This is a genomic window from Ulvibacterium sp. (assembly GCF_965248315.1).
GTDB lineage: Bacteria > Bacteroidota > Bacteroidia > Flavobacteriales > Flavobacteriaceae > Ulvibacterium.
This window is the reverse complement of the sequence record NZ_CBDFIX010000002.1, coordinates 347254-368458: the sequence shown is the minus strand read 5'-3', so window position 1 is coordinate 368458 and position 21205 is coordinate 347254. Positions and strand designations below refer to the sequence as shown.

The 21205-nt window shown below is 40.7% G+C and carries 22 protein-coding genes; 11 read left to right on the top strand and 11 right to left on the bottom strand.

What is annotated here, in order from left to right; translation table 11 throughout:
• Nucleotides 1–207: 207 nt before the first annotated feature.
• Nucleotides 208–1581, top strand: coding sequence for a sigma-54-dependent transcriptional regulator (locus tag ACP2AF_RS03140; protein ID WP_425234786.1), 1374 nt, complete (start codon nucleotides 208–210; stop codon nucleotides 1579–1581).
• On the opposite strand, the gene ACP2AF_RS03135 is transcribed toward ACP2AF_RS03140, so the two are convergent.
• Nucleotides 1556–4027 (bottom strand): ATP-binding response regulator, encoded by a 2472-nt coding sequence (locus tag ACP2AF_RS03135; RefSeq protein WP_425234785.1) that lies wholly within the window; start codon nucleotides 4025–4027, stop codon nucleotides 1556–1558. The two genes, ACP2AF_RS03140 and ACP2AF_RS03135, sit on opposite strands and share 26 nt — an antisense overlap.
• Before the next feature lie 393 nt (nucleotides 4028–4420).
• On the opposite strand from ACP2AF_RS03135, the gene ACP2AF_RS03130 reads away from it, so the two are divergent.
• A complete protein-coding gene (locus ACP2AF_RS03130) occupies nucleotides 4421–6619 on the top strand; it encodes a TonB-dependent receptor (RefSeq protein ID WP_425234784.1) in 2199 nt (732 codons plus the stop codon).
• A 50-nt stretch (nucleotides 6620–6669) separates the two neighbouring features.
• Nucleotides 6670–7662, top strand: coding sequence for a Gfo/Idh/MocA family protein (locus ACP2AF_RS03125; protein WP_425234783.1), 993 nt, complete (start codon nucleotides 6670–6672; stop codon nucleotides 7660–7662).
• 9 nt (nucleotides 7663–7671) lie between these two features.
• Here the strand turns inward: ACP2AF_RS03125 and ACP2AF_RS03120 are convergent, their stop codons facing one another.
• Nucleotides 7672–8109 (bottom strand): Rieske (2Fe-2S) protein, encoded by a 438-nt coding sequence (locus ACP2AF_RS03120; RefSeq protein ID WP_425234782.1) that lies wholly within the window; start codon nucleotides 8107–8109, stop codon nucleotides 7672–7674.
• 134 nt (nucleotides 8110–8243) lie between these two features.
• Here ACP2AF_RS03120 and greA point away from each other — a divergent pair, with 134 nt between their 5' ends.
• Together greA and ACP2AF_RS03110 are read left to right on the top strand one after the other, a co-directional pair.
• Entirely contained in the window at nucleotides 8244–8720 is a 477-nt protein-coding gene (greA, locus tag ACP2AF_RS03115; RefSeq protein WP_425234781.1) for a transcription elongation factor GreA, read from the top strand.
• 33 nt (nucleotides 8721–8753) lie between these two features.
• On the top strand, nucleotides 8754–9143 hold the full coding sequence (locus ACP2AF_RS03110; protein WP_425234780.1) for an HIT family protein: 390 nt from the start codon (nucleotides 8754–8756) through the stop codon (nucleotides 9141–9143).
• Here ACP2AF_RS03110 and ACP2AF_RS03105 read toward each other — a convergent pair.
• Entirely contained in the window at nucleotides 9133–9489 is a 357-nt protein-coding gene (locus ACP2AF_RS03105; RefSeq protein WP_425234779.1) for a hypothetical protein, read from the bottom strand. The two genes, ACP2AF_RS03110 and ACP2AF_RS03105, sit on opposite strands and share 11 nt — an antisense overlap.
• Before the next feature lie 2 nt (nucleotides 9490–9491).
• The gene (locus ACP2AF_RS03100) at nucleotides 9492–10640 is read right to left on the bottom strand and encodes a sensor histidine kinase (protein WP_425234778.1); all 1149 of its coding nucleotides are present in this window, start codon (nucleotides 10638–10640) and stop codon (nucleotides 9492–9494) included.
• A gap of 118 nt (nucleotides 10641–10758) precedes the next feature.
• On the opposite strand from ACP2AF_RS03100, the gene ACP2AF_RS03095 reads away from it, so the two are divergent.
• From ACP2AF_RS03095 to aat, 5 genes are all read left to right on the top strand, one after another.
• Nucleotides 10759–11631 carry a flavin reductase family protein gene (locus tag ACP2AF_RS03095; protein WP_425238004.1) on the top strand — a complete coding sequence of 291 codons (873 nt, stop codon included), beginning with the start codon at nucleotides 10759–10761 and terminating at the stop codon, nucleotides 11629–11631.
• Nucleotides 11607–12431, top strand: coding sequence for a hypothetical protein (locus ACP2AF_RS03090; protein WP_425234777.1), 825 nt, complete (start codon nucleotides 11607–11609; stop codon nucleotides 12429–12431). Before ACP2AF_RS03095 ends, ACP2AF_RS03090 begins: the two co-directional genes overlap by 25 nt.
• Before the next feature lie 39 nt (nucleotides 12432–12470).
• Nucleotides 12471–12848 carry a DUF3127 domain-containing protein gene (locus ACP2AF_RS03085; protein ID WP_425234776.1) on the top strand — a complete coding sequence of 126 codons (378 nt, stop codon included), beginning with the start codon at nucleotides 12471–12473 and terminating at the stop codon, nucleotides 12846–12848.
• An 84-nt stretch (nucleotides 12849–12932) separates the two neighbouring features.
• The gene (locus tag ACP2AF_RS03080; protein WP_425234775.1) at nucleotides 12933–14312 is read left to right on the top strand and encodes a short-chain fatty acid transporter; all 1380 of its coding nucleotides are present in this window, start codon (nucleotides 12933–12935) and stop codon (nucleotides 14310–14312) included.
• Between the two features lie 19 nt (nucleotides 14313–14331).
• Nucleotides 14332–15000 (top strand): leucyl/phenylalanyl-tRNA--protein transferase, encoded by a 669-nt coding sequence (aat, locus tag ACP2AF_RS03075; RefSeq protein ID WP_425234774.1) that lies wholly within the window; start codon nucleotides 14332–14334, stop codon nucleotides 14998–15000.
• Here aat and ACP2AF_RS03070 read toward each other — a convergent pair.
• From ACP2AF_RS03070 to ACP2AF_RS03045, 6 genes are read right to left on the bottom strand one after another with little or no spacing between them, the layout of a single operon-like run.
• Nucleotides 14983–15606, bottom strand: coding sequence for a DUF2490 domain-containing protein (locus ACP2AF_RS03070; RefSeq protein ID WP_425234773.1), 624 nt, complete (start codon nucleotides 15604–15606; stop codon nucleotides 14983–14985). The two genes, aat and ACP2AF_RS03070, sit on opposite strands and share 18 nt — an antisense overlap.
• A 43-nt stretch (nucleotides 15607–15649) precedes the next feature.
• Entirely contained in the window at nucleotides 15650–16198 is a 549-nt protein-coding gene (locus ACP2AF_RS03065) for a hypothetical protein (protein ID WP_425234772.1), read from the bottom strand.
• Nucleotides 16199–16223: 25 nt separating this feature from the next.
• On the bottom strand, nucleotides 16224–16787 hold the full coding sequence (locus tag ACP2AF_RS03060) for a DNA-3-methyladenine glycosylase I (protein WP_425234771.1): 564 nt from the start codon (nucleotides 16785–16787) through the stop codon (nucleotides 16224–16226).
• A gap of 38 nt (nucleotides 16788–16825) precedes the next feature.
• Nucleotides 16826–17788 (bottom strand): sodium-dependent bicarbonate transport family permease, encoded by a 963-nt coding sequence (locus tag ACP2AF_RS03055; protein WP_425234770.1) that lies wholly within the window; start codon nucleotides 17786–17788, stop codon nucleotides 16826–16828.
• A 36-nt stretch (nucleotides 17789–17824) separates the two neighbouring features.
• On the bottom strand, nucleotides 17825–18196 hold the full coding sequence (locus ACP2AF_RS03050; protein WP_425234769.1) for a hypothetical protein: 372 nt from the start codon (nucleotides 18194–18196) through the stop codon (nucleotides 17825–17827).
• Complete coding sequence (locus tag ACP2AF_RS03045) at nucleotides 18159–19592, bottom strand: NADP-dependent isocitrate dehydrogenase (protein WP_425234768.1); 1434 nt, start codon at nucleotides 19590–19592, stop codon at nucleotides 18159–18161. Before ACP2AF_RS03045 ends, ACP2AF_RS03050 begins: the two co-directional genes overlap by 38 nt.
• Nucleotides 19593–19711: 119 nt before the next feature.
• On the opposite strand from ACP2AF_RS03045, the gene ACP2AF_RS03040 reads away from it, so the two are divergent.
• Nucleotides 19712–20635, top strand: coding sequence for a LysR family transcriptional regulator (locus ACP2AF_RS03040; RefSeq protein ID WP_425234767.1), 924 nt, complete (start codon nucleotides 19712–19714; stop codon nucleotides 20633–20635).
• Between the two features lie 167 nt (nucleotides 20636–20802).
• Here the strand turns inward: ACP2AF_RS03040 and ACP2AF_RS03035 are convergent, their stop codons facing one another.
• Nucleotides 20803–21192 (bottom strand): hypothetical protein, encoded by a 390-nt coding sequence (locus ACP2AF_RS03035; RefSeq protein WP_425234766.1) that lies wholly within the window; start codon nucleotides 21190–21192, stop codon nucleotides 20803–20805.
• Nucleotides 21193–21205: the final 13 nt, after the last annotated feature.

The window sequence follows — 21205 nt, the reverse complement described above, 5'->3', positions numbered from 1 at the left end:
CAATCTGTAGTCTAAAAATAGAAAGTTGATGGATTAATCTCCCGAATAAAGGGATTCTACTTATGAAATAACGTGTTTCAAAAGAGCAGCTAGGCAAAGTTAAGCCAATGGTTTTGCCTCTTAATGTCATTCATTATTTATGATAATTTTAAAAGGCAAACAGCTTTCTTATGCTATTTTTACGTACATATAGCACAAGAATTTTTTATGCCAAACATCTTGATCATTGAAGACGATTCCGCCTTTTGTCAAATGCTACAGAAGTTTTTGATTAAAAGAGGCTATGATGCGGATATTTGTTACCATGCCTCGGATGCCAAGAAAAAGTTTAAAGTCACTGATTTTGATGTTATTTTGACGGATTTGCGTTTGCCCGATTATGATGGGATACAGTTATTGGCCGATATTAAGAAAGTAAAACCCCAGACCCCCGTTATTCTAATGACGGGCTATGCGGAAGTGGGCACAGCGGTTAAGGCCATGAAACAAGGTGCTTACGATTACATTTCCAAGCCATTTACCCCAGAGGAAATCATCATGATTATTGAAAATGCCTTAAGGGCAAAACCATCCGAAGTTATCCATGATACTCCGAGCGTGCAAAAACCCAAACAAAAGAATGCACCTTTGAAACCTAAAGGGAATCTGCCTGAAAAGACAATTTTAGGGGTTAGCGATGCTTCCAAAAAATTGGATGATTATATTAAATTGGTAGGACCTACGGACATGTCCGTGTTAATAACAGGTGATAGTGGAACGGGCAAAGAAGTTACTGCCAAGGCAATACACAAAAACAGCAAGCGCAAGGATTATAACTTTGTTGCCGTAGACTGTGGGGCCATCCCAAAAGAGTTGGCTGCAAGTGAATTTTTTGGTCATATAAAGGGAAGCTTTACGGGAGCTATCGAGGACAAAACTGGAAACTTTGAAGCAGCTAATGGAGGTACCTTGTTCCTGGATGAGGTAGGGAATCTTTCCTATGAAAATCAAATCCAATTATTGAGAGCTCTACAGGAACGGAAGATAAAACGTGTAGGTAGCACCAAGGAAATCCATGTGGACGTGCGTATCATAACGGCTACAAACGAAGATTTGATGCTAGCTGTACAGGAGGGAAGCTTTAGAGAGGATCTGTATCATAGGTTAAATGAGTTTTCCATTCAAATTCCATCCTTGGAAGAAAGAATTGAAGATTTGATTTTGTTTGCGGACCATTTTTTGGCAAAGGCCAATGAAAATTTGAATAAAGAGGTTCATGGTTTCTCGGCAGAAGTGTGGGAGGCCTTTCAACAATACCATTGGCCAGGAAACTTAAGGGAACTTCAAAATATAGTCAAAAGAGCCGTGCTTTTAACAATAGGTGATGAGGTGAAGATAGAAACACTTCCCAAGGAAGTTTTACAATCAAACTACCATAACACAACAAAGCCCGAAAATTTCTCTAAATCCGATTTTGAGAAAGATCGTATCATCAAAGCATTGAAAAAGACCAATTTCAATAAGTCAAAGGCTGCTAAATTATTGCAGGTTACCAGGAAGACACTCTACAACAAAATCAATCACTATAACTTGGACTTATAACCCACCTACTTTCCATTTCAGAGGTCAAAAGTTGTACATTTTTCTTTAGCTGCTGCAAATCATGAAGAAGGGCACTGGCGTTCATTGAATCCTGGGTAGCTACTTCCAGTCGCTCCAATAAGGGCACACAATTTTCCACTCTAAGCTGCCTGAACATAGGCAACATACGATGAGCAAAATGATTGATTTGAGCATAGTCCTGGACTTTGATAGTTTCTGCCAATAGCCCCATGTTGGCTTGTGTATCCCTTAAAAAGGTGTGTAATACTTCAGAAATGGCATCTTCGTTTTTTCCTAAAAAGGAATGAACAATATCCAAGCTATACCGTTGAAACTTTTCTTCTTTGGCAGGACTTTTGGTCTTTGCGTCGGGGACTTTTTTGGTCTCCATGCCCATTGACTTCAAAACAGCTATAAGTTCATTTCTGGAGAAAGGTTTTTGTAGAACTTGATTAAACCCTTTGGAAGTATAGGTTTCCAGTTCAAAATCCCTTCTGCCCGTCATAGCAATAATAGGTTGGTCCTTATAATGTTGGTATTGACCCGACTTCAGTTTTTTCAAGACTTCAAAACCATTAGCCTTTGGCATTTGTATGTCCGTTAATACCAAATCGTAAGTCAAAGGAGAATCCTCTTGTACAAATTGAAAGTTGGTAAAGATTTGGGTAGTGATTCCCATACTTTCCATAAGCTCACGTAACATGCTTAAAAGAGCGGTATCGTCGTCGATTATCAGTATACTAAGGTTGGCTGCCAAATCAGGAATTCTTCGCCCTACGGAACTTAATTTTTGTTGCGTTATTTGCAGCGGTAGTTTAAGTGTAAAGGTGCTCCCCTGACCTACCTTACTTTCCAGGTTCAACGAACCGTTGAGCAATTCCGTTAATTTTTTGGATATGGTAAGTCCTAGGCCATAACCTCCGAATTTTTTTTCGGTATCTGCATCGGCCTGTGTAAATTCCTTAAAAATAAGCCCTTGTTTTTCTTTCGGAATTCCAATGCCTGTATCCGTAATGGCTATATTCGCTACCGTTTCTTTTTTAGGACCCTTAAGGGTACTTGCTATAACCTTTATATGACCCTTTTCGGTAAACTTAAAGGCATTTCCAATAAGATTGGTCAGTATTTGGCGCAGCCGGAACGGATCCCCTAATACTGTTTTTTGCAGTGAAGCATCTATTTCTATATGTAATTTTAGTTTTTTGCTAGAATAAAGCTCCTGAAGGTTTTCGGCAGTTTCCCGGATAAGATACGCAGGTACAAAGGGTATTTTTTCGGTCTTTAATTTGCCTGCTTCCAATTTTGAAAAATCCAGAAGATCATTTACCAGATTACCTACATAACCAGTTGAGGAAGCTATGTTCCTTAGATATCCTTCTTGTTTCTGGGTTAGATTTGTGCTTTCCATGAGTTCTGCATATCCTTGTATAGTGTTCAAAGGGGTGCGTAGATCATGGCTTACGGTAGAAATTAATTGTTCCCTGCTTTTTAATAAAGACTCGGAATATTTTTTCTCTTTTTCCAATTTCTGCCTGTAGGTTTGTACCTTCCAAAAATCGCGGTTGATCAAAAAAGTAAAAATACCTACAACAATAAAGCCCAATAGAGCAGCCAAACTGGCCAAACGAATACTCCTCCGGAGGGCGGATTGCTTTTTTAGATTATCATTATAGGTATTAAATATTACTTCCTGCTCCAATGCGGAAACAATATTACGCAGTTGTTGTGATAGCTCTAGGTCCGTACGGTTAATTTCATTTTCCTTTTGGGCTAGGAAGCGTTGTGTTTTTGCATCTTTCATTTTAGCCTCGGCCAAAAGAGCTTTAGAAGCGTTAAGAACAGAATCAATTTTTTTGGAGTCTGGAATGGAAGAAGTATCGGCAGGAATGTTCTCGTTTAGATAGGAGACCCAATCTTCCAATACCTTTCGTTTATAAGGTGAGAGTTTCTCAGGATTCTTTTCAAAATTGTACACCGTAAGTTTTCCGAACGAGGCCTCCATTTTCCGAAACTCCTCCAGTACATTGTCTATTGAGCGGTTATTCTCGTTTTTTACCCTTAAACTATGGAGTTCATTGCTATTGGCTACCTTTTGTTCCAGCAACAACTTTACACTATCCAATTTCGCTTTTTGGGAGGGGTCTATGGCGAGTTGTTTAAGGGAATCTATTTCAATAAAAACAGAATCGATTTTTTGGGCGTACGCATTAAAATTCTTTTTGGTCTTGGTCTGCAATGCCAATTTGGACAGACTTTCCGCTTCGTAAATTTGGGTGACCAAGGAACCTGTCCGTAATAACCTGGTATCGCTTTGGGCAGAGGTTTCGTTATTTACCAAGACCTGTATCTCCGAATAGATAAAGTATCCTGCTCCCAAGGCAAGAAAACATAGCATCAAATAACTGATGGCCACTTTAAACGTAAATCTATTCTTGGATTTGTCCATATACCTGCGTAATGCCCATAGATACTATAAATACGTATAAACTGGCGTTAGGGTTTATAATATGAAGTTAATTGTTCCAAAGATTATGATATGTGTAGTTTGAGTTGTAAGTTTGTTCCATCTCAAAGGGGTGCGAACTCCTGATCGAATTTTAAGGGAAAGATCCTTAATAAGTTCAGGATAAGCTGAGATTATACCCAATGAACCTGGGCGGGTAATGCTGCCAAGGAATGCGCGAGTCGCTTTTTGGAATTTCTAGCGTTCTTAATTGAGCAAAAAATCAAGTTTAACACAGAATAACAACCCCTTTTATTCGTCGCTAATTTTTTAGTACGGATGAAACTGCTTTATTCTAAATTTTTATCTACCGCCGCTTTCGGAAATAGCGGTTGCATGCGACCCTTCAAAAACAGTATCGGGAATCACATGAAAATTGTGTTCACATCATGGGCTTTTTTTGGACTGGTTGTAGTCGTTTCGGCCCAGCAAAACCCAACAGACTCCTTGGAAGGAAAGAAAATAACTTTGGATGAGGTCTTTGTTTCGGCAATTCGCGTAACCAAGGAAACACCGGTTACTTTTTCCAATTTGAAAAAGGAGGAAATCGCTCCTAGAAATTTGGGACAGGACATCCCCATATTAATGAATTTTCTACCTTCCGTAGTCACCACTTCCGATGCCGGAGCCGGTGTTGGCTATACCGGAATACGTGTTAGGGGAAGTGATGCAACACGGGTCAATGTTACTATTAATGGCATTCCCTATAATGATGCGGAATCACAGGGAACCTTTTGGGTAAACATGCCGGATTTTGCCTCCTCCACAGAAAGCTTGCAATTGCAAAGGGGAGTAGGAACTTCTACGAACGGAGCAGGAGCCTTCGGTGCGAGCTTAAACCTCTTGACCGATGGGTTTTCCGAAGAGGCCTATGGGCAAATTTCCAGTTCAATAGGAAGTTTTGCTACACTACGGAACAACATTAAGTTTAGTTCGGGACTGTTGAACGATAGGGTTGAAATTTCAGGGCGCTTATCCAGAATTACCTCGGATGGCTATGTGGATAGGGCCTCGGCAGAACTCGATTCCTATTTTTTACAAGGTGCCTTCAAAGATGATAACACCCTAATTAAGGCACTACTTTTTGGTGGTCATGAAATTACCTATCAATCTTGGTTCGGTATTGATGCCGAGACGTTACGAGCGAATAGAACATTTAATCCGGCAGGGATGTATACCGATGAAGACGGCAATACCCAGTTTTATGAAAATGAGGTTGATAATTATAAACAAGATCATGCACAACTGCTTTGGAACGAAAGTATTTCCGAAAATTGGAGTACCAATATTGCACTGCACTATACACGCGGAAGGGGATTCTTTGAGCAGTTTAGGGAAGACGATGATTTTGCCACTTATGGATTCGAACCACTAACGGTCAATGGCGAAGAAGTGAATACGACAGATTTGATTCGAAGGCGTTGGTTGGATAATGACTTTTATGGGACCGTATTTTCCGTGAATCATAAGAAGAATAAATGGGATGTAATCCTTGGTGGAGGATGGAACAAATACGAGGGAGATCATTTTGGAGAGGTCATTTGGGCCCGTTTTGCTTCTAACAGTGAAATTCGCGACAGGTATTATGATGATACCTCCGTTAAGACGGATTTTAACACTTTTGCAAAAGCCAACTATAAACTAAACCAAAAGTGGAGTCTTTTCGGGGATATGCAATTCCGGAGGGTCAAGTATGAAGCCAACGGAGAGGAAACCGGACTTGTTGATGATACCTTTAACTTTTTCAACCCTAAAGTGGGGTTGACCTATGATTTGGACCGAAACAACAACTTCTATTTTTCCTATGCTAGGGCCAATAGGGAACCCAATCGAAACGATTATGAAAATGGTAATCCCAGACCCGAAAAACTCAATGATTTTGAATTGGGTTGGCGCTATGTTTCTCCGGATATTCAGCTGAATACAAATGTCTATTACATGCGCTATAAAGATCAATTGGTACTTACCGGTGAACTCAATGACGTAGGTGCACCTTTGCGGGCAAACGTAGGGGACAGCTATCGTTTGGGACTGGAAATAGATGCCAATGTTCAAATTGGGGACAAGTTTTGGTTGAGGCCAAACGTAGCCTTGAGCACAAATAAGAACCTTGATTTCGTGTTTCAGCGAGATGGCATTCTGCAAGATTTGGGCAATACCAATATTGCCTACTCACCGAATTTGGTCATCGGAAATCAGGTGGGTTTTGCCCCTTCGGAACAATGGCTTATCTCTGCATTGACTAAGTATGTTGGCAAACAGTACATGGGCAATATTGATAGTGATGTCTCCGTGCTTAAGGCATATTCGCAAACCGACTTGAACATCCAATATATTTGGGAAGTAAATACCTTTCTCAAGAGCATTACCTTCTCCGGGCTAGTGAACAATATCTTTGATCAGGACATTGTCTCCAATGGTTATTTTTTCACTTTCGATGATGACTCCTCGGGAAGCATTACTACATTTGAGGGTGCTGGATTTTACCCACAGGCAGGGATTAATTTTTTGTTAGGTGCCACGGTGCGGTTTTAAACTGTTCATAAACGTGTACATTTGTTGAGAGCTATTATAACAGAGACGAGATGTCCAATACTAAAATCGATATGAAAACTATCCGTTGGGGTATTATTGGTTGTGGAGATGTAACGGAGATTAAAAGTGGACCGGCATATCAAAATACGGAAGGTTTTGAACTGGTCGCCGTAATGCGACGGGATGTGGAAAAGGGAAAGGATTACGCCCAACGGCACGGTGTTCCCAAATTTTACCCGGATGCCGATGACCTTATTTCAGATAATGAAATTGATGCCGTATATATCGCCACCCCTCCCGATTCTCATAAATACTATGCGCTCAAAGTGGCCGCAGTAGGAAAACCCTGTTGCATTGAAAAACCTATGGCGCCCTCCTATGCGGATAGTTTGGAAATCTATAGGGCTTTCCAAGAAAAAAAGATTCCGTTGTTCATTGCCTACTACAGAAGATCACTTCCAAGATTTGAGAAGATCAAGGATTGGTTGGATAGTAAAAAGATCGGTACAGTAAGAACTATCAAGAGGCAGCTCTTAAAGCCGGCTTCTGATTTGGATAAAAGTACTATGTACAATTGGCGCACCGATGCCAAAATTGCCCCGGGAGGGTATTTCGATGATTTGGCAAGTCATGGTTTGGATTTGTTTTGCTATCTATTGGGGCCAATTGCGGAGGCCAAGGGATTGGCTTTGAACCAACAGGGATTATATTCGGCCAAGGATGCCATAACCGCTTGCTGGGAACATGAAAGTGGTATAACTGGCTATGGAAATTGGAATTTTGGGAGTTATGGCCATGAAGATTCGGTTGAAATAATCGGTGACGAGGGGAAGATTTCATTCTCTATCTTTCATGATAATCCATTGGAAATGGAGAACGGACGAGGGAAGGAAACCTTGGAAATAAGCAATCCTAAACATATTCAACAATATCATGTGGCTAATATGAAAAGCCATTTATTGGATGGATATGTACATCCTTCCTTGGGGAGTTCAGGATTGCATACCAGTTGGGTAATGGATAAGATTCTAGGGGTGTTATGAAGTTAATATTCAATTGGAAATGATAACGCTATTTCCATTAAAGGAAGCACGATATTCCAACATGTCGTAATACCGATTGCCATCATCCGGTCTGTTCAATTGCTGTCCTGTAAACAAGCTATATTCGAAGTCGTCACATGGGCACGTAGCCGTTTGCCCGTCCAATTCCATGGTAGAACAATTATTTGGGGCATGATTGGGGCAATTGGCTTCAAATGCCCTAAATTGGTCAAAGCCCGCATTGATAACGAAAACCCCCCGTATTCCTACACCCTGGGTGCCTATATAAACTGCGTTTCCCACATTGGTCAAGGGACTATACAAGGGAAGGTTCAAATTAACGTCAAATCGAAAACCGATTTCCTGTAAGAAAGGATTCCTATTAGTGCGGTCATTGTCACAAGAAAGTAAAAATGCTATAAAAACAATGCTCCAAATGCGCATCATAGTGTCAGGTCCATTTTAATAATCAGCACAAAGTTGAACAAAAAATATGTATCTTTGCGTTAAATCCTCTCTAAAAAAGCCGGGTACATCGCGGTCTAAGTAGAGGATTTTCCTATTTAATAAACGATGAGGTTATGAGTAGCGTATCTTACTATACAGCAGAGGGACTTAAAAAATTGAGAGAAGAGCTGAGCAATCTCAAAGACGTGGAACGTCCCAAGGCGTCGCAAGCCATTGCCGAGGCCAGGGATAAAGGGGATTTATCGGAAAATGCCGAATACGATGCGGCCAAGGAAGCTCAAGGATTATTGGAACTTAAAATATCCAAATTAGAGGAAACTTTGGCCAATGCAAGGTTGATAGATGAATCACAATTGGATACGTCCAAAGTGTTGGTGCTGTCCACTGTAAAATTAAAGAACCAGGCAAATGGTATGGAGATGAAGTATACCTTGGTGGCCGAAAGCGAGGCGGATTTGAAAACCGGAAAGATATCTGTAAGCTCTCCTATTGGCAAAGGACTATTGGGTAAGGAGGTAGGCGATACCGCAGAGATTACCGTACCCAACGGCACCTTAAAATTTGATATTCTGGAGATTACCAGAGATTAATATAGAACCTTACAAGTCTCAACGTCACAATATATGTCCAGCATTTTCACCAAGATTATCAAGGGAGAGATTCCCAGTTACAAGATAGCCGAGGACGAGGACTATTTTGCTTTTTTGGACATCAACCCTAACTCCAAAGGGCATACACTTTGTGTTCCCAAAAAGGAAGTGGACAAAATTATGGATTTGGATAAAGAGACCTATATAGGCCTTATGGCATTTTCTAGAAAAGTAGGCAAGGCCATTGAAGCTGCAATAGATTGTAAAAGAGTAGGGCTTACCGTAATCGGGTTGGAAGTACCCCATGTACATGTGCATTTAATTCCCTTGCAGGGGATGAGGGATGCCACTTTTCAAAACAAGATAGCCTTGACCCCGGGAGAATTTGAAGCCATAGCGAAAAGCATTCGCTCTAAAATGTGATGCCCCCTTCCATGTATAGATATACGCTTGCCCCTATCAACACGGCCAATAGCAGTAGTAGTATATAGAATAGCGATGTAAACTGTATCGAGGCTTTATGTGGAGTCGCCATTTTTTGATAGTAATCGAAGATTTTTTCAATATCGTCCGTCCAGTTTACTGGATAGATTATGGAATTACATTTTTTACATTTGATTTGGTGGGTAACCTCATTGGTAGTCCGGTGGAGTAATTTACCATAGGTGTGTTTTTGAAAAAAAGTGATTTTCATATCCTGATTAAAACATTCCGGGCAATTGTTGGTTATATCCGCTTCCTTTATGATCACTAACTTTTCCTTTGACATAATTACTGGTTTACTCTTAAGGATATCTGCATTATGGTGCCCTCTTTATTGGAAGAAAGGACTCTAATTTTTCCTTTGTGATATTCTTCCACAATTCTTTTAACAAGTGATAGGCCTAACCCCCAGCCTCTTTTTTTGGAGGTCACACCAGGATTAAAAATGGTCTGGTAATCGCTTTTTGGAATACCATGACCCGTATCCGCAACCAATATGTTTACATATTTACCATCGGGTATAATCTCCAAAGCTATATTCCCACGGCCCTTCATGGCATCAATGCCATTCTTTACCAGATTCTCTATGGTCCAATTATAAAGAGAAGGATTTAAAAGAACGGATATATTATCTACTTTGGTATCAAATGAAAAATGGATAAGTTTAGAGCTCCTCAGCTTCAAGTACTCAAATGCATCCTTAGTCTCTTTAACAATATCATGGGGTTTTAATTCCGGTAAGGAACCTATTTTGGAAAAACGTTCTGTAATGGTTTCCAGTCGGGATATGTCCTTTTCAATTTCCAGGGTGATATCAGGATTTATACTTTCATTCTTTAACAACTCGTTCCATCCCAAAAGGGAGGAAAGAGGGGTGCCTATCTGGTGTGCCGTTTCTTTGGCCATACCCGCCCAGAGCTTATTTTGCTCAGAGGCTTTGTTCGTCTTAAAGAAGAAGAATATAACGGCTGCGAACAAAAAGATGATGAGCAGTAAGGCTATCGGATAGTATTTCAATTTGTTCAACACTTCAGAATTCCCGTAATACAAAGTTGCCAGATGTTCTCCTTGTTGGTCTATGAAAATTGGGGTGTTTTCATTCTGAAACTTTTTTATCTTTCCCTGAAGGTACAATGAATCGTTGACCATGTCCTCTGGCATATTGTTCGTTTTAATGGAACCATCCTTGTTTACCAGGATCATGGGTGTAGAGGAATTGTTTTGTAGCACTTTAATGGTAAGGTTGCCCAGATCCATGTCCTCCGAGGACTGTAGAAGTTCGGATTGGGCGGTGGCCCAAATTTCCATCTTAGATCGTTCTTCCTCCTTAAATTTCTTGAAAAAACTGTTGGTATTCCACAGGATCAAACTCACGATTACAAATGCGGAAACCAACAAAATGAGGTTGGGCGTTCTCTTTTTCGGATTAAAATTCATCCAATGGACTTATTATATTTAAAGATAACGCAATTTGACAAACTATGGTGTGCAAAGACTTTGAACACCTGTTTTAAATAGGAGGTAAATTGGCTACATTTGTAAGGCAATGGCAGAAATGGTTTCCATACTTCCAGGAGAGGTTTCTACAAATCGATTACATCACTATTTACTGGGAGCAGTGGGTCCTAGGCCTATTGCCTTTGCTAGCACAAAAGATGATAAAGGGAGGCCAAATTTGTCCCCGTTCAGTTTTTTTAATGTATTTAGTGCCAACCCCCCGATTTTGATTTTTTCACCGGCCCGTAGGGTTAGGGACAATACCACCAAGCATACATTGGAAAATGTTCTGAAAGTACGGGAAGTGGTCATCAACATTGTAAACTATACTATGGTGCAGCAAATGTCCTTGGCCAGTACCGAATATGCCGAAGGAGAGAACGAGTTTATTAAGGCAGGCCTCACCATGTTGGAATCCGATATGGTAGGGCCCTATCGAGTGGCTGAATCGCCGGTACAGTTTGAGTGTAAAGTAAATAAGGTAGAACCTCTGGGCAAGGAAGGCGGAGCTGGAAATCTCATCTTTTCCGAAATAGTGAAAATTCATATAGATGCCTCAATTTTGGATGAAAACGAAAATATTGACCCATACAAGATAGATCAGGTCGCACGTATGGGGGGCAATTGGTACACTAGGGCGATAGCCGGACTTTTTGAGGTTCCCAAGCCCCTTTCAACCTTGGGTATTGGAGTAGATCAGATTCCAGAGAATATTCGGTTGAGTGAAATACTTACCGGAAATGATTTGGGCAAGTTGGGAAATGTACAACAGATTCCTTCTGTTGAGGAAGTAGCTGATTTTAAACAAGGTAATGTAGAGTTACAATCCATTTTGGGTGACCAAAATAGTAATAAACTACATGTAATGGCCCAGGAATATTTAAATAAAAATGATGTACTTTCCGCATGGAAAATTTTATTGGCCCTTTGAAACGGATTCAACTATTCGAATTTGAGGATTTTAGCTGGTTTCCCAATTGGCTTAGAAACTGCATGACCAATCTAATAGTAGTTTTACAAAGTATGATGGGGACACCGGAGGTGTTGGCCAGTTTGATTGCGGATATATTGGAAAATAAAAAAATATCCCGCATTGTGGATATGGGTTCAGGTTCGGGGGGTGCAATGCCCCAAGTATTTAAAATTCTACGCGGAAAACAAGGCTTGGAAAATGTAGAATTGATAATGACGGATTTGTACCCCAACAAAAAGTTTATCCAAAGATTTAACAATACTCCCGAAGTAGGGATAAGCTATTATGAAAATCCGGTAGATGCTACCGATATAGCTACCGCTCCGGAAGGGCTAAAAACCATGGTCAACAGTTTTCATCACATGCCACCCAAGGAAGCTGGAAAAATATTGAAGTCAGCCCAGGAAAACCGCCAACCGCTATTGATCTATGAGTTGGGGGAGAATAATATTCCATTGTTGGTTTGGTGGGTATTGCTACCCATTAGCCTTACTATACTTATGGTTATGGTTCTTTTCATGACTCCATTTGTAAGACCTTTGACCTGGAAACAGCTTGTGTTTACGTATGTAATACCCATTATTCCTATATGCTATGCATGGGATGGGCAAGCTTCGTTACCCAGAATGTATACCTTTGTAGATCTGGACAAATTACTTGAGGGGCTGAAAAAGGATAATTATACTTGGGAAAAAGGATATGCCAAAAATGAAAAAGGCAAGAAGAAAGGAACCTACCTCATGGGAATTCCGCAATAGGCTTTAATAAAAAGAGACACAATATAAACGATAGAAATTATGGAAATACAAGGAAAGATTAAGATGGTAGGTGAAACAAAGACCTTTGGCAATAACGGTTTTAGAAAAAGGGAAGTGGTAGTTACTACAGAAGAACAATACCCTCAACATATTTTGGTAGAATTCGTTCAGGACAAGACCGACTTGCTAAATAGTTTTAATGTGGGCCAACCAGTAAAGATTAGTATTAACATTCGGGGACGGGAATGGACCAATCCCCAGGGTGAGGTAAAATATTTCAATTCCATACAAGGATGGCGTATTGAAAGTTTACTATCTGAGGAAAGTACTCCTGAAATGCCTCCGGTACCTCCTATGGAGGCTTTTGAGCCGGCGGACAATCTCAATGAGGAAGATCATGACGATTTACCATTTTAAGGTTCACTTCAATACTATTAAGACCGGCCAGGTGAAAACTTGGCCGGTCTTTTATTTTCTCTTCATTTTACCTACTTTCAGCTAATGAACTTCACTGGTACCATTGAACGTATTTTTCGAAAATACTTGCCCTCGCCCTTTGCCATTGCTGTATTGCTGACATTATTGACCATTGTGTTGGCTTTGGGATTTACCGAAAATACATCAAACCAAAATCATTTGGTTGTGATACTTGCCTATTGGGAGAATGGTATTTGGAACAATGGACTTTTGGTATTTGCCTATCAGATGATGCTCATTTTGGTCTTGGGGCATGTTTTGGTACTGAGTAAACCTTTGGAACGCGTTATTCTTTGGTTGACAAGGTATGTTACGAACTCGGCCAATGCGGCCCTATGGGTAGCATTACCTACTATGTTGATCTCTTTTTTCAATTGGGGCCTTGGTCTTATTTTTGGCGCAATTTTGGCCCGAAAAGTAGGGGAACATGCCCAAAAGAATGGCATTCCCATAAATTATCCTTTGATCGGGGCATGCGGTTATGTTGGCCTAATGGTTTGGCATGGAGGAATTAGCGGTTCGGCACCAATAAAGGTATCCGAAGCAGGACATTTGAAAAGCTTGATGGAAAACCTATCCAATTCACATATTCTTGCGAGCCTACCCAATACTCTTTCTACATCCCAGACCGTTTTCAGTAGTTGGAACCTAATTATTTTTGTTGCTGTATTTGTAACTGTTTCCCTTGTTGCCTTAAGATTGGGAAGAATCACGAAACCCACGAATTTGGATTTACCTGTTTATCGGTTCCTTACCGTATCGGATAAGAAACCAAAGGGAGCCGAAAGGCTGGATCATTCCAAAGGATTGTCAATAACCTTTGGAACCTTGATTTTGATTGCCTTTACCTTTCAATATCTACCCCTTTTTAAAACTTTGAACATAACGCCCAATATGCTCAATTTTTTTATGTTGGGCCTCGCATTGATTTTACATGGGAGCTTCCGAAGTTTTTTACATGCCGTGGAATCGGCCATCGGAGACACGGCAGGAATCTTGATTCAATTTCCTTTGTATTTCGGTATCATGGGAGTTATGGCCAGTAGTGGAATGATCCATGGAATTTCCAACTTTTTTGTATCCATTTCCAATGAAATCACATTTCCAATATTTACATTTTTCAGTGCAGGGCTGGTCAATGTTTTTGTGCCTAGCGGTGGGGGACAATGGGCAGTGCAAGGGCCATTGGTCATAGAATCGGCGTTGCGGTTGAACGTGCCTTTACCCAAAGCAATTATGGCCCTGGCATATGGTGACCAGGTTACCAATATGTTACAACCCTTTTGGGCCTTGCCATTATTAGGCATAACCAAGCTTAAGGCAAAGGAAATATTACCCTATACCCTAATTTTTATGCTAGCCGGCAGTGGTATCTATGTTTCGGGACTGCTCATTTTTGCGTAAATTTGAAATAAAATTTGCTATGCAAAAGGATAGGGAACATAACCCCTTGTTCTTTCTTACGGAGCGATTGGAATTTCCTTCTCTAGAGAATGCCAATTCTGAAGGACTTCTTGCCGTGGGAGGCGATTTATCTCCTGAACGACTTTTATTGGCGTACCAAAGTGGCATCTTCCCATGGTTCAATGAGGACTCCTTGATTTTGTGGTGGAGTCCCGATCCAAGGATGATACTTTTCCCGGAGAAGATCAAGATTTCCAAAAGTATGCGCAAGGTGTTGAACAGCGGGCGATTTCAATTGACCAAAAACACCTGTTTTGAAGAAGTGCTCCACCAATGTGCAACGGTAAAGCGGGCAAATCAACAAGGTACCTGGATTACCAACGATATGGTGTCCGCTTATACGGAACTCCATAAAAGGGGATACGCCAAGTCTTATGAGGTTTGGGAAAAAGGAACTTTGGTGGGGGGCTTATATGGCGTAGACCTTGGACATGTTTTCTGTGGGGAAAGCATGTTCAGTATTGTGGATAACGCTTCCAAATTTGCGTTTATACATTTGGCACAGGAACTGGCCTCAAAAAATTATAACCTAATCGATTGTCAACTACATACCAACCACTTGGAAAGTTTGGGAGCTGAAGAAATGCCTCGTTCGCAATTCATCAATTTTCTACAGGGAAAAAATTAGGGAAGAGAAGAGAAAAAGTATATTCTCTGTTTTTTGGGTATAGTCCTCGAAACGGTACTCCAGACCTGTCTGGAACTTAGTATGGCCGTTCAACAGCCAACCAATATTTGTGGTTATCCTTTGGTCCCATTCTGGTCCGTTGCCTCTGGTCACACTGAGTAGACTTTCAGTGGAAGCAACAAAATAGGGCTCACCCACATCCAACTTTTCACCTTGTAATGCAAAGTCCAGGGCAAATCGGTATCGAAATCGGTGGATGGTCAGACCTGATCTTATCCGCTGTTCCGTTCGTAAACGGTCTCCAAATCTAATATTGCCCCTTTGATAGGTAATATTATACTGTTGGGTGAACCGAAGTTCGTTTTGCTCTTCATCCTCAAAAACTTCTCTAAATCTATACTGTGCTCCAATTGCCAAACTTTGCCCATGCCCAATATCCAATTTGGAAAAATGGGCAATATCTACATGGCGGGTACGTAACTGTAAATCCTCCATCTGGTAGGTATAGTTGCGCATATCTAGTGAAAAGTTGTGCGAATAATTGGTTCCGACTTTATAATTTAGCGCAACTTCTGGCTCCCAATAACCTGTAAAGTTTTGTGCCATTACGGATTGAAACAATAGCAGGAAAAGGCTTCTGCATATTGTTTTAATAGAGTACATGGTCATAGTTGGGCGGAAGCGATTTTCTTAACTTTCGTAGATTTCCTTCAGCGTCAAAGAGAATTTCAAATTGTTCGTATTCCCGTTCTTTTTTTGCGCTCACAATAAGTTCATAGTTTAGGGAAGGAAGCAATAGGTTTTGAAACGCATTTTTAATAGTAGTTTCTGGGGATTCACTGTCCGTAACGGGATATTGCTGCTGTATCTTTCGGATTTTCGATTTTTTAAAAGTGGTGCTAAGGTAGTTCTGGATATTTGCCCAACTTGCTTCTGGAATGTCTATCTGCTTCACGATAATTTCTATATCCTCCAGTTTTCCATTTTCATCAAACTCAATACTATAGTTAAGCTTATCCTTTTTGAACTTGGCCTCAAAACTGATTTTGGTACTATCAATTTCCTTGTAAAATCGTACCCTTTTTGCTCCTTGTATTTCTTCGGATATATAATGCAATGCTTTTTCCGGAAATTGTTTTTTAAGAATACGAAACTCCCTTTCGTATTTGTTTTGCCCGTAACTAGGAAAACAGACCATAAATAGGACAAATAAGAATAAGATGCTAAACCTCATGGTACCTAAAACATTGTATTTCATGATCATTTACCATTCCTGTGGCCTGCATATGGGCATAGACCACGGTGCTGCCCACAAATTTGAATCCCCTTTTCTTTAAATCTTTACTAATGGTATCGGAAAGTTTAGTGTTTGCGGGGGCATCCTTATAGGTTTTTAAGGCATTTTTAATGGGCTTGCCATCCACAAACCCCCAGATATAATTACTAAAAGTTCCAAATTCCCGTTGCACCTCCATAAAGGCTTTTGCATTGGAAACAGTGGCATTTACTTTTAACTTGTTGCGTACAATTCCCGGATCCTGTAAAAGCGTATCGATTTTACTTTGGTCATATGCCGCTATCTTCTTGTAATCAAAATTATCAAAGGCCTTTCTGAAATTTTCACGTTTCCTAAGGATGGTAATCCAGCTCAATCCGGCTTGGAAAGTCTCCAGAATCAAGAATTCGAATAAGGTTTCGTCGTCTTTTACAGGAACGCCCCATTCGTAATCATGATAGGCTTCATACAGGTCATCTCCTAAGCACCAGCCACATCTATGTCTTTCCATAAAGGTTGAATAACTTTAAATCAAAGATAGGGATTAGATCAAAAGGTTTGGACGATATAAAGGTAAAGGGGCATCCCCAAGGTAATATTGAATGGGAATGTAATGGCAAGTGCCATGGGCAAGTATAGGCTGGGATTGGCTTTTGGTGCCGCTAAGCGCATTGCCGCCGGAACCGCAATATAGGAAGCACTTGCGGCCAAAATGGCAAATAGGAACCGATTGCCCACGCTTTCCGTAAAGATTGAACTTACTACGGCAACCGTACAACCATTTATTAGCGGTATAATGATGGCAAAGAAAAAAGCGAACCATCCCTTTTTAAGAAAATCGTTTAGTTTTTTCCCACTGCTAATGCCCATGTCCAATAAGAACACCGCTAAAAACCCTTTAAAAATATCAGTTGTAAAGGGTTCTATACCCCTTGCCTGTTGATCACTGGCCAAAAACCCAATGACCAAACTGCCCATGATAAGAAGTACGCTGCCATTTGTGAGTGAATGATGTAAAACCCCATTAAGTTTTACACTACCTTTTTGGTCTTTTTGAAAATACGCCATTAATAGAACTCCAATAATAATGGAAGGTGCCTCCATCAAAGCCATAACGGCTACCATATGCCCTCCAAACTCTATTTGTTCGATTTCCAAAAAAGACACTGCCGTGACAAAGGTTACGGCACTAACCGAGCCGTAGGCAGCCGCAATGGCCCCTGAGTTGGCAACATTAAACTTTCTACGCAAGATAAAGTACGTAAATATTGGGACGAAAAGGGCCAGAAACACCCCAAAAAGCAGGGACCATAATATTTCCATATCCAAATCACTGTGTGAAAGCTCAAGCCCACCTTTGAAGCCAATGGAGAACATGAGATAAAGTGAAATGAATTTTGCGGAATTAGGCGGAATTTCCAAGTCGCTTTTGAGCTGTACCGCTATGATTCCCAAAAAGAAAAAGAGCAGTGCGGGGTTGGTAAGATTATCTACCAATAGATGTAAATCCATTTAACAGGTTGTTGGTTATGGCCCTAAATACAGGGTTTAAGAGTGTAATTTCGTAAGCTTGATTTTTATGGGGCTGCTTATTTCAACTTTCATACCTTCTTTATGGGCTTTTATAACAAGATCTTTTACCATGTTTTTTGCTTCCTTCAATTCCTTGATACGTTCTTCGGAATGCGAGATGTCTTCTTGATAGCCTTTTTGCAAGTTGAGTGCTTGGACGGTATGAAACTTAATTTTATCGTTAATCAGGGATAAAAGTACATCAGCAGCCTCTACAGGTGAGAAAACGCCTTGTACCAATTTTATGGTACCCTCACCCCCCGGGGGAACTCCTTGTTCTTCCCGAGGATGAGGTTTGCCACATTTGTTACTATTGCCCTTGGCCCAACGAAAAAGCTTGCTTTCCATCAAATTGATAAAGGTTTTCAGTTTTGATGACATCGATATTATGCTTTATGGCATCGCCCATAAGCCTAACAATTTCATCCTTTTCCATTGGCTCGGACTCCGCGGAGAACCTGCATCGCCAGTGGTCGGTACAAAAAGTTTCTTTAAAACCACGGGGCCACACTTTTATGCCCCTATTGGTAATCATGGTCAATTTTACTTTTTCGTTATCCAGTTTCTGCAATATTGGCCCAATTTCATTGGCGTCGAAACCGGGCCAATGTACAAAGAGATCTACGCCAACCAGTACCTTATCCGCTAGAGGCTTACGCTTATATTTGGGCAAATTCAAGGGAGCGCCTTTTTCATAGCTTACCTTGGCTAGGGTCTCTGGTGTCTTGCCCAGATTGGCAATTACAGCTTCCGCAAATTCTTTGGTGCCTACTTTTTTCGTGCTTGTCCCTTCTTTGTATATATCATATGTATGAATACCTTCTTCCATGGTACATAGCCAAGCATTTTGAACCTTCTCGGCAATATCCGTCTGCCCCAGGTGATTCAGCATCATTATAGCTCCCTGTAATAGACCGGAAGGATTGGCCAGGTTTTGACCCGCCCTACGTGGTGCCGAACCATGGATGGCCTCGAACATGGCGCATTCTTCACCTATATTGGAAGAACCCGCCAAACCTACGGAACCGGTTATCTGGGCCGCAACATCGGAGAGGACATCCCCGTAAAGATTGGGCATTACGATTACATCGAACAACTCTGGGGTATCCGCCATCTTAGCGGCACCTATATCTACGATCCAATGTTCGTTCTCTATTTCCGGATATTCTACGGCGATTTCATCGAACACTTTATGAAAAAGACCATCCGTTTGCTTCATAATATTGTCCTTGGTAAAACAAGTGACCTTTTTCCGATGGTACTTTTTTGCAAATTCAAAAGCATAACGAACTATTTTTTCGCAGCCTGGGCGACTTATCAACTTTAGGCATTGGACTACCTCGTCCGTTTGTTGATGCTCTATGCCGGCATAAAGGTCTTCTTCATTCTCACGAATAATGACCACATCCATATCCGGATGCTTGGTACTTATAAAAGGATGCAGACTTTTGCATGGACGTACATTGGCATACAGTCCCAAAGACTTCCTTGTAGTAACATTTAGACTTTTATAACCTCCACCCTGTGGTGTGGTTATGGGCGCTTTTAGGAAAACTTTGTTCCTACGGATACTTTCCCAAGATTCTGGAGCTATGCCTGCGGTATTGCCGGCGAGATACACTTGCTCGCCAATTTCAATTTCATCTATCTCCAATTGGGCACCCGCGTTTAGGAGTATATCCAAGGTTGCGTCCATGATTTCCGGCCCAATGCCATCACCTTTTGCTACTGTAATTTTGTCCATACGTTTTCTAAGGATTTCGAAATTTTCGATTATTTGAATATTATTTATCGGCAGCAAAAATAACACCATTATTAATAAATTAATATTTATATTTATTATGAATTATATTAAAAATTATTATGAATTATACGTTGCATCAACTCAAAATATTTCTTAAAATATCTGAAACACAAAGTATTACAAAAGCTTCGGAGGAACTTCATCTTACGCAACCTGCAGTTTCCATTCAACTTAAGAACTTTCAAGATCAGTTCTCCATTCCCCTTACAGAGGTGGTTGGTCGTAAATTGTTCATTACGGATTTCGGAAGGGAAATAGCAGAGGCCGCAGAAAAAATTCTTAACGAAGTATATGCCATAAATTATAAGACTTTGTTCCACGAAGGACAACTGGCGGGCCGAATGAAAATTTCGGTAGTGTCCACCGGTAAATATGTTATTCCTTATTTTCTTTCCGAATTTATGAAGGAGCATCCAGGAATTGATCTGATTATGGATGTAACGAACAAAACCAAAGTGGTCGAAAGTTTGGCACAAAACGAGGTGGATTTTGCCTTGGTATCCGTTCTCCCCAAAAAAATGAAAATAGATCGCGTGGAACTTATGGAGAACAAGCTTTTTTTTGTTGGTCCATCTGGAATGTCGCTAAAAAATAGTAAAGATGGGAAGAAACTTTTTGAGGAGCTCCCTTTGATATTTAGGGAACAGGGTTCGGCGACTCGGGGGGCTATGGAAAATTTCATAACTCGAAATCGGTTTTCTATACGTAAGAAGATGGAACTTACTTCCAATGAAGCGGTGAAGCAGGCCGTACTTGCCGGTTTGGGAAGCTCCATAATGCCGTTAATAGGAATTAAGAACGAACTTAACAATGGAGACCTTCAAATTATTCCGGTAAAGGGGTTGCCCATAATAACAACATGGAACTTAGTTTGGTTAAGTTCTAAAAACCTCTCACCGGCGGCAAAGGCTTTTTTGGGACATATTGAAGAGGCCAAAGCCAAAATTATTGATGAGAAATTCAATTGGTTCGGGGATTATTAGTGTTTATTCTCCCCGGTTATTGGGATTTAACTTACCCTCCGGATAGTTCACTTTTCCCCACCTACTGTAACCTTTGTAAATAGAGGCACCGGCCATGGGACCAAAACCGTCTAGCGAATACGATTGTGAATGGGCCGGTGCTCTGAGAGAACAAAATTATATACTATTTACCTTCTGGCAATTTCATCCTTTTGGGAGGAATCGGCAATTTTTAGTTCGCCTTTGGCCAGTGCACTTTCCAGATCGGCTTTTACAGATGGAAGAAATTTGAAAAATTTTCGACCATTTTTACGTTTTAAGGCGACTACGGTATTTCCGTTCCCTTTTGTCTTAATGTCCGTCACCACTACTTTGTTGCCATGGACGCTTTTCATGTCCGCTATACCACCTCTTTTTATAATAAGGTTTTTTCGAGGAAAATGAATATGCGCAAAACTTCCATTTTCCGGAACGTTAATGCTCATTACATCGCCAATTTCAACCAAATCACTAGTGTCCTGTGCCATGGTTGTAAAACCTGCGAGCATAAATACGAGGGAGAATACTACTGTTTTCATATTATATTGAATT

Bases quoted from the DNA above. Each gene is read 5' to 3' on its own strand.
- ACP2AF_RS03140 (WP_425234786.1), top strand. From the start codon at position 208: ATGCCAAACATCTTGATCATTGAAGACGATTCCGCCTTTTGTCAAATG.
- ACP2AF_RS03135 (WP_425234785.1), bottom strand. From the start codon at position 4,027: ATGGACAAATCCAAGAATAGATTTACGTTTAAAGTGGCCATCAGTTAT.
- ACP2AF_RS03130 (WP_425234784.1), top strand. From the start codon at position 4,421: ATGCGACCCTTCAAAAACAGTATCGGGAATCACATGAAAATTGTGTTC.
- ACP2AF_RS03125 (WP_425234783.1), top strand. From the start codon at position 6,670: ATGTCCAATACTAAAATCGATATGAAAACTATCCGTTGGGGTATTATT.
- ACP2AF_RS03120 (WP_425234782.1), bottom strand. From the start codon at position 8,109: ATGATGCGCATTTGGAGCATTGTTTTTATAGCATTTTTACTTTCTTGT.
- greA (WP_425234781.1), top strand. From the start codon at position 8,244: ATGAGTAGCGTATCTTACTATACAGCAGAGGGACTTAAAAAATTGAGA.
- ACP2AF_RS03110 (WP_425234780.1), top strand. From the start codon at position 8,754: ATGTCCAGCATTTTCACCAAGATTATCAAGGGAGAGATTCCCAGTTAC.
- ACP2AF_RS03105 (WP_425234779.1), bottom strand. From the start codon at position 9,489: ATGTCAAAGGAAAAGTTAGTGATCATAAAGGAAGCGGATATAACCAAC.
- ACP2AF_RS03100 (WP_425234778.1), bottom strand. From the start codon at position 10,640: ATGAATTTTAATCCGAAAAAGAGAACGCCCAACCTCATTTTGTTGGTT.
- ACP2AF_RS03095 (WP_425238004.1), top strand. From the start codon at position 10,759: ATGGTTTCCATACTTCCAGGAGAGGTTTCTACAAATCGATTACATCAC.
- ACP2AF_RS03090 (WP_425234777.1), top strand. From the start codon at position 11,607: ATGGAAAATTTTATTGGCCCTTTGAAACGGATTCAACTATTCGAATTT.
- ACP2AF_RS03085 (WP_425234776.1), top strand. From the start codon at position 12,471: ATGGAAATACAAGGAAAGATTAAGATGGTAGGTGAAACAAAGACCTTT.
- ACP2AF_RS03080 (WP_425234775.1), top strand. From the start codon at position 12,933: ATGAACTTCACTGGTACCATTGAACGTATTTTTCGAAAATACTTGCCC.
- aat (WP_425234774.1), top strand. From the start codon at position 14,332: ATGCAAAAGGATAGGGAACATAACCCCTTGTTCTTTCTTACGGAGCGA.
- ACP2AF_RS03070 (WP_425234773.1), bottom strand. From the start codon at position 15,606: ATGGCACAAAACTTTACAGGTTATTGGGAGCCAGAAGTTGCGCTAAAT.
- ACP2AF_RS03065 (WP_425234772.1), bottom strand. From the start codon at position 16,198: ATGGTCTGTTTTCCTAGTTACGGGCAAAACAAATACGAAAGGGAGTTT.
- ACP2AF_RS03060 (WP_425234771.1), bottom strand. From the start codon at position 16,787: ATGGAAAGACATAGATGTGGCTGGTGCTTAGGAGATGACCTGTATGAA.
- ACP2AF_RS03055 (WP_425234770.1), bottom strand. From the start codon at position 17,788: ATGGATTTACATCTATTGGTAGATAATCTTACCAACCCCGCACTGCTC.
- ACP2AF_RS03050 (WP_425234769.1), bottom strand. From the start codon at position 18,196: ATGGAAAGCAAGCTTTTTCGTTGGGCCAAGGGCAATAGTAACAAATGT.
- ACP2AF_RS03045 (WP_425234768.1), bottom strand. From the start codon at position 19,592: ATGGACAAAATTACAGTAGCAAAAGGTGATGGCATTGGGCCGGAAATC.
- ACP2AF_RS03040 (WP_425234767.1), top strand. From the start codon at position 19,712: ATGAATTATACGTTGCATCAACTCAAAATATTTCTTAAAATATCTGAA.
- ACP2AF_RS03035 (WP_425234766.1), bottom strand. From the start codon at position 21,192: ATGAAAACAGTAGTATTCTCCCTCGTATTTATGCTCGCAGGTTTTACA.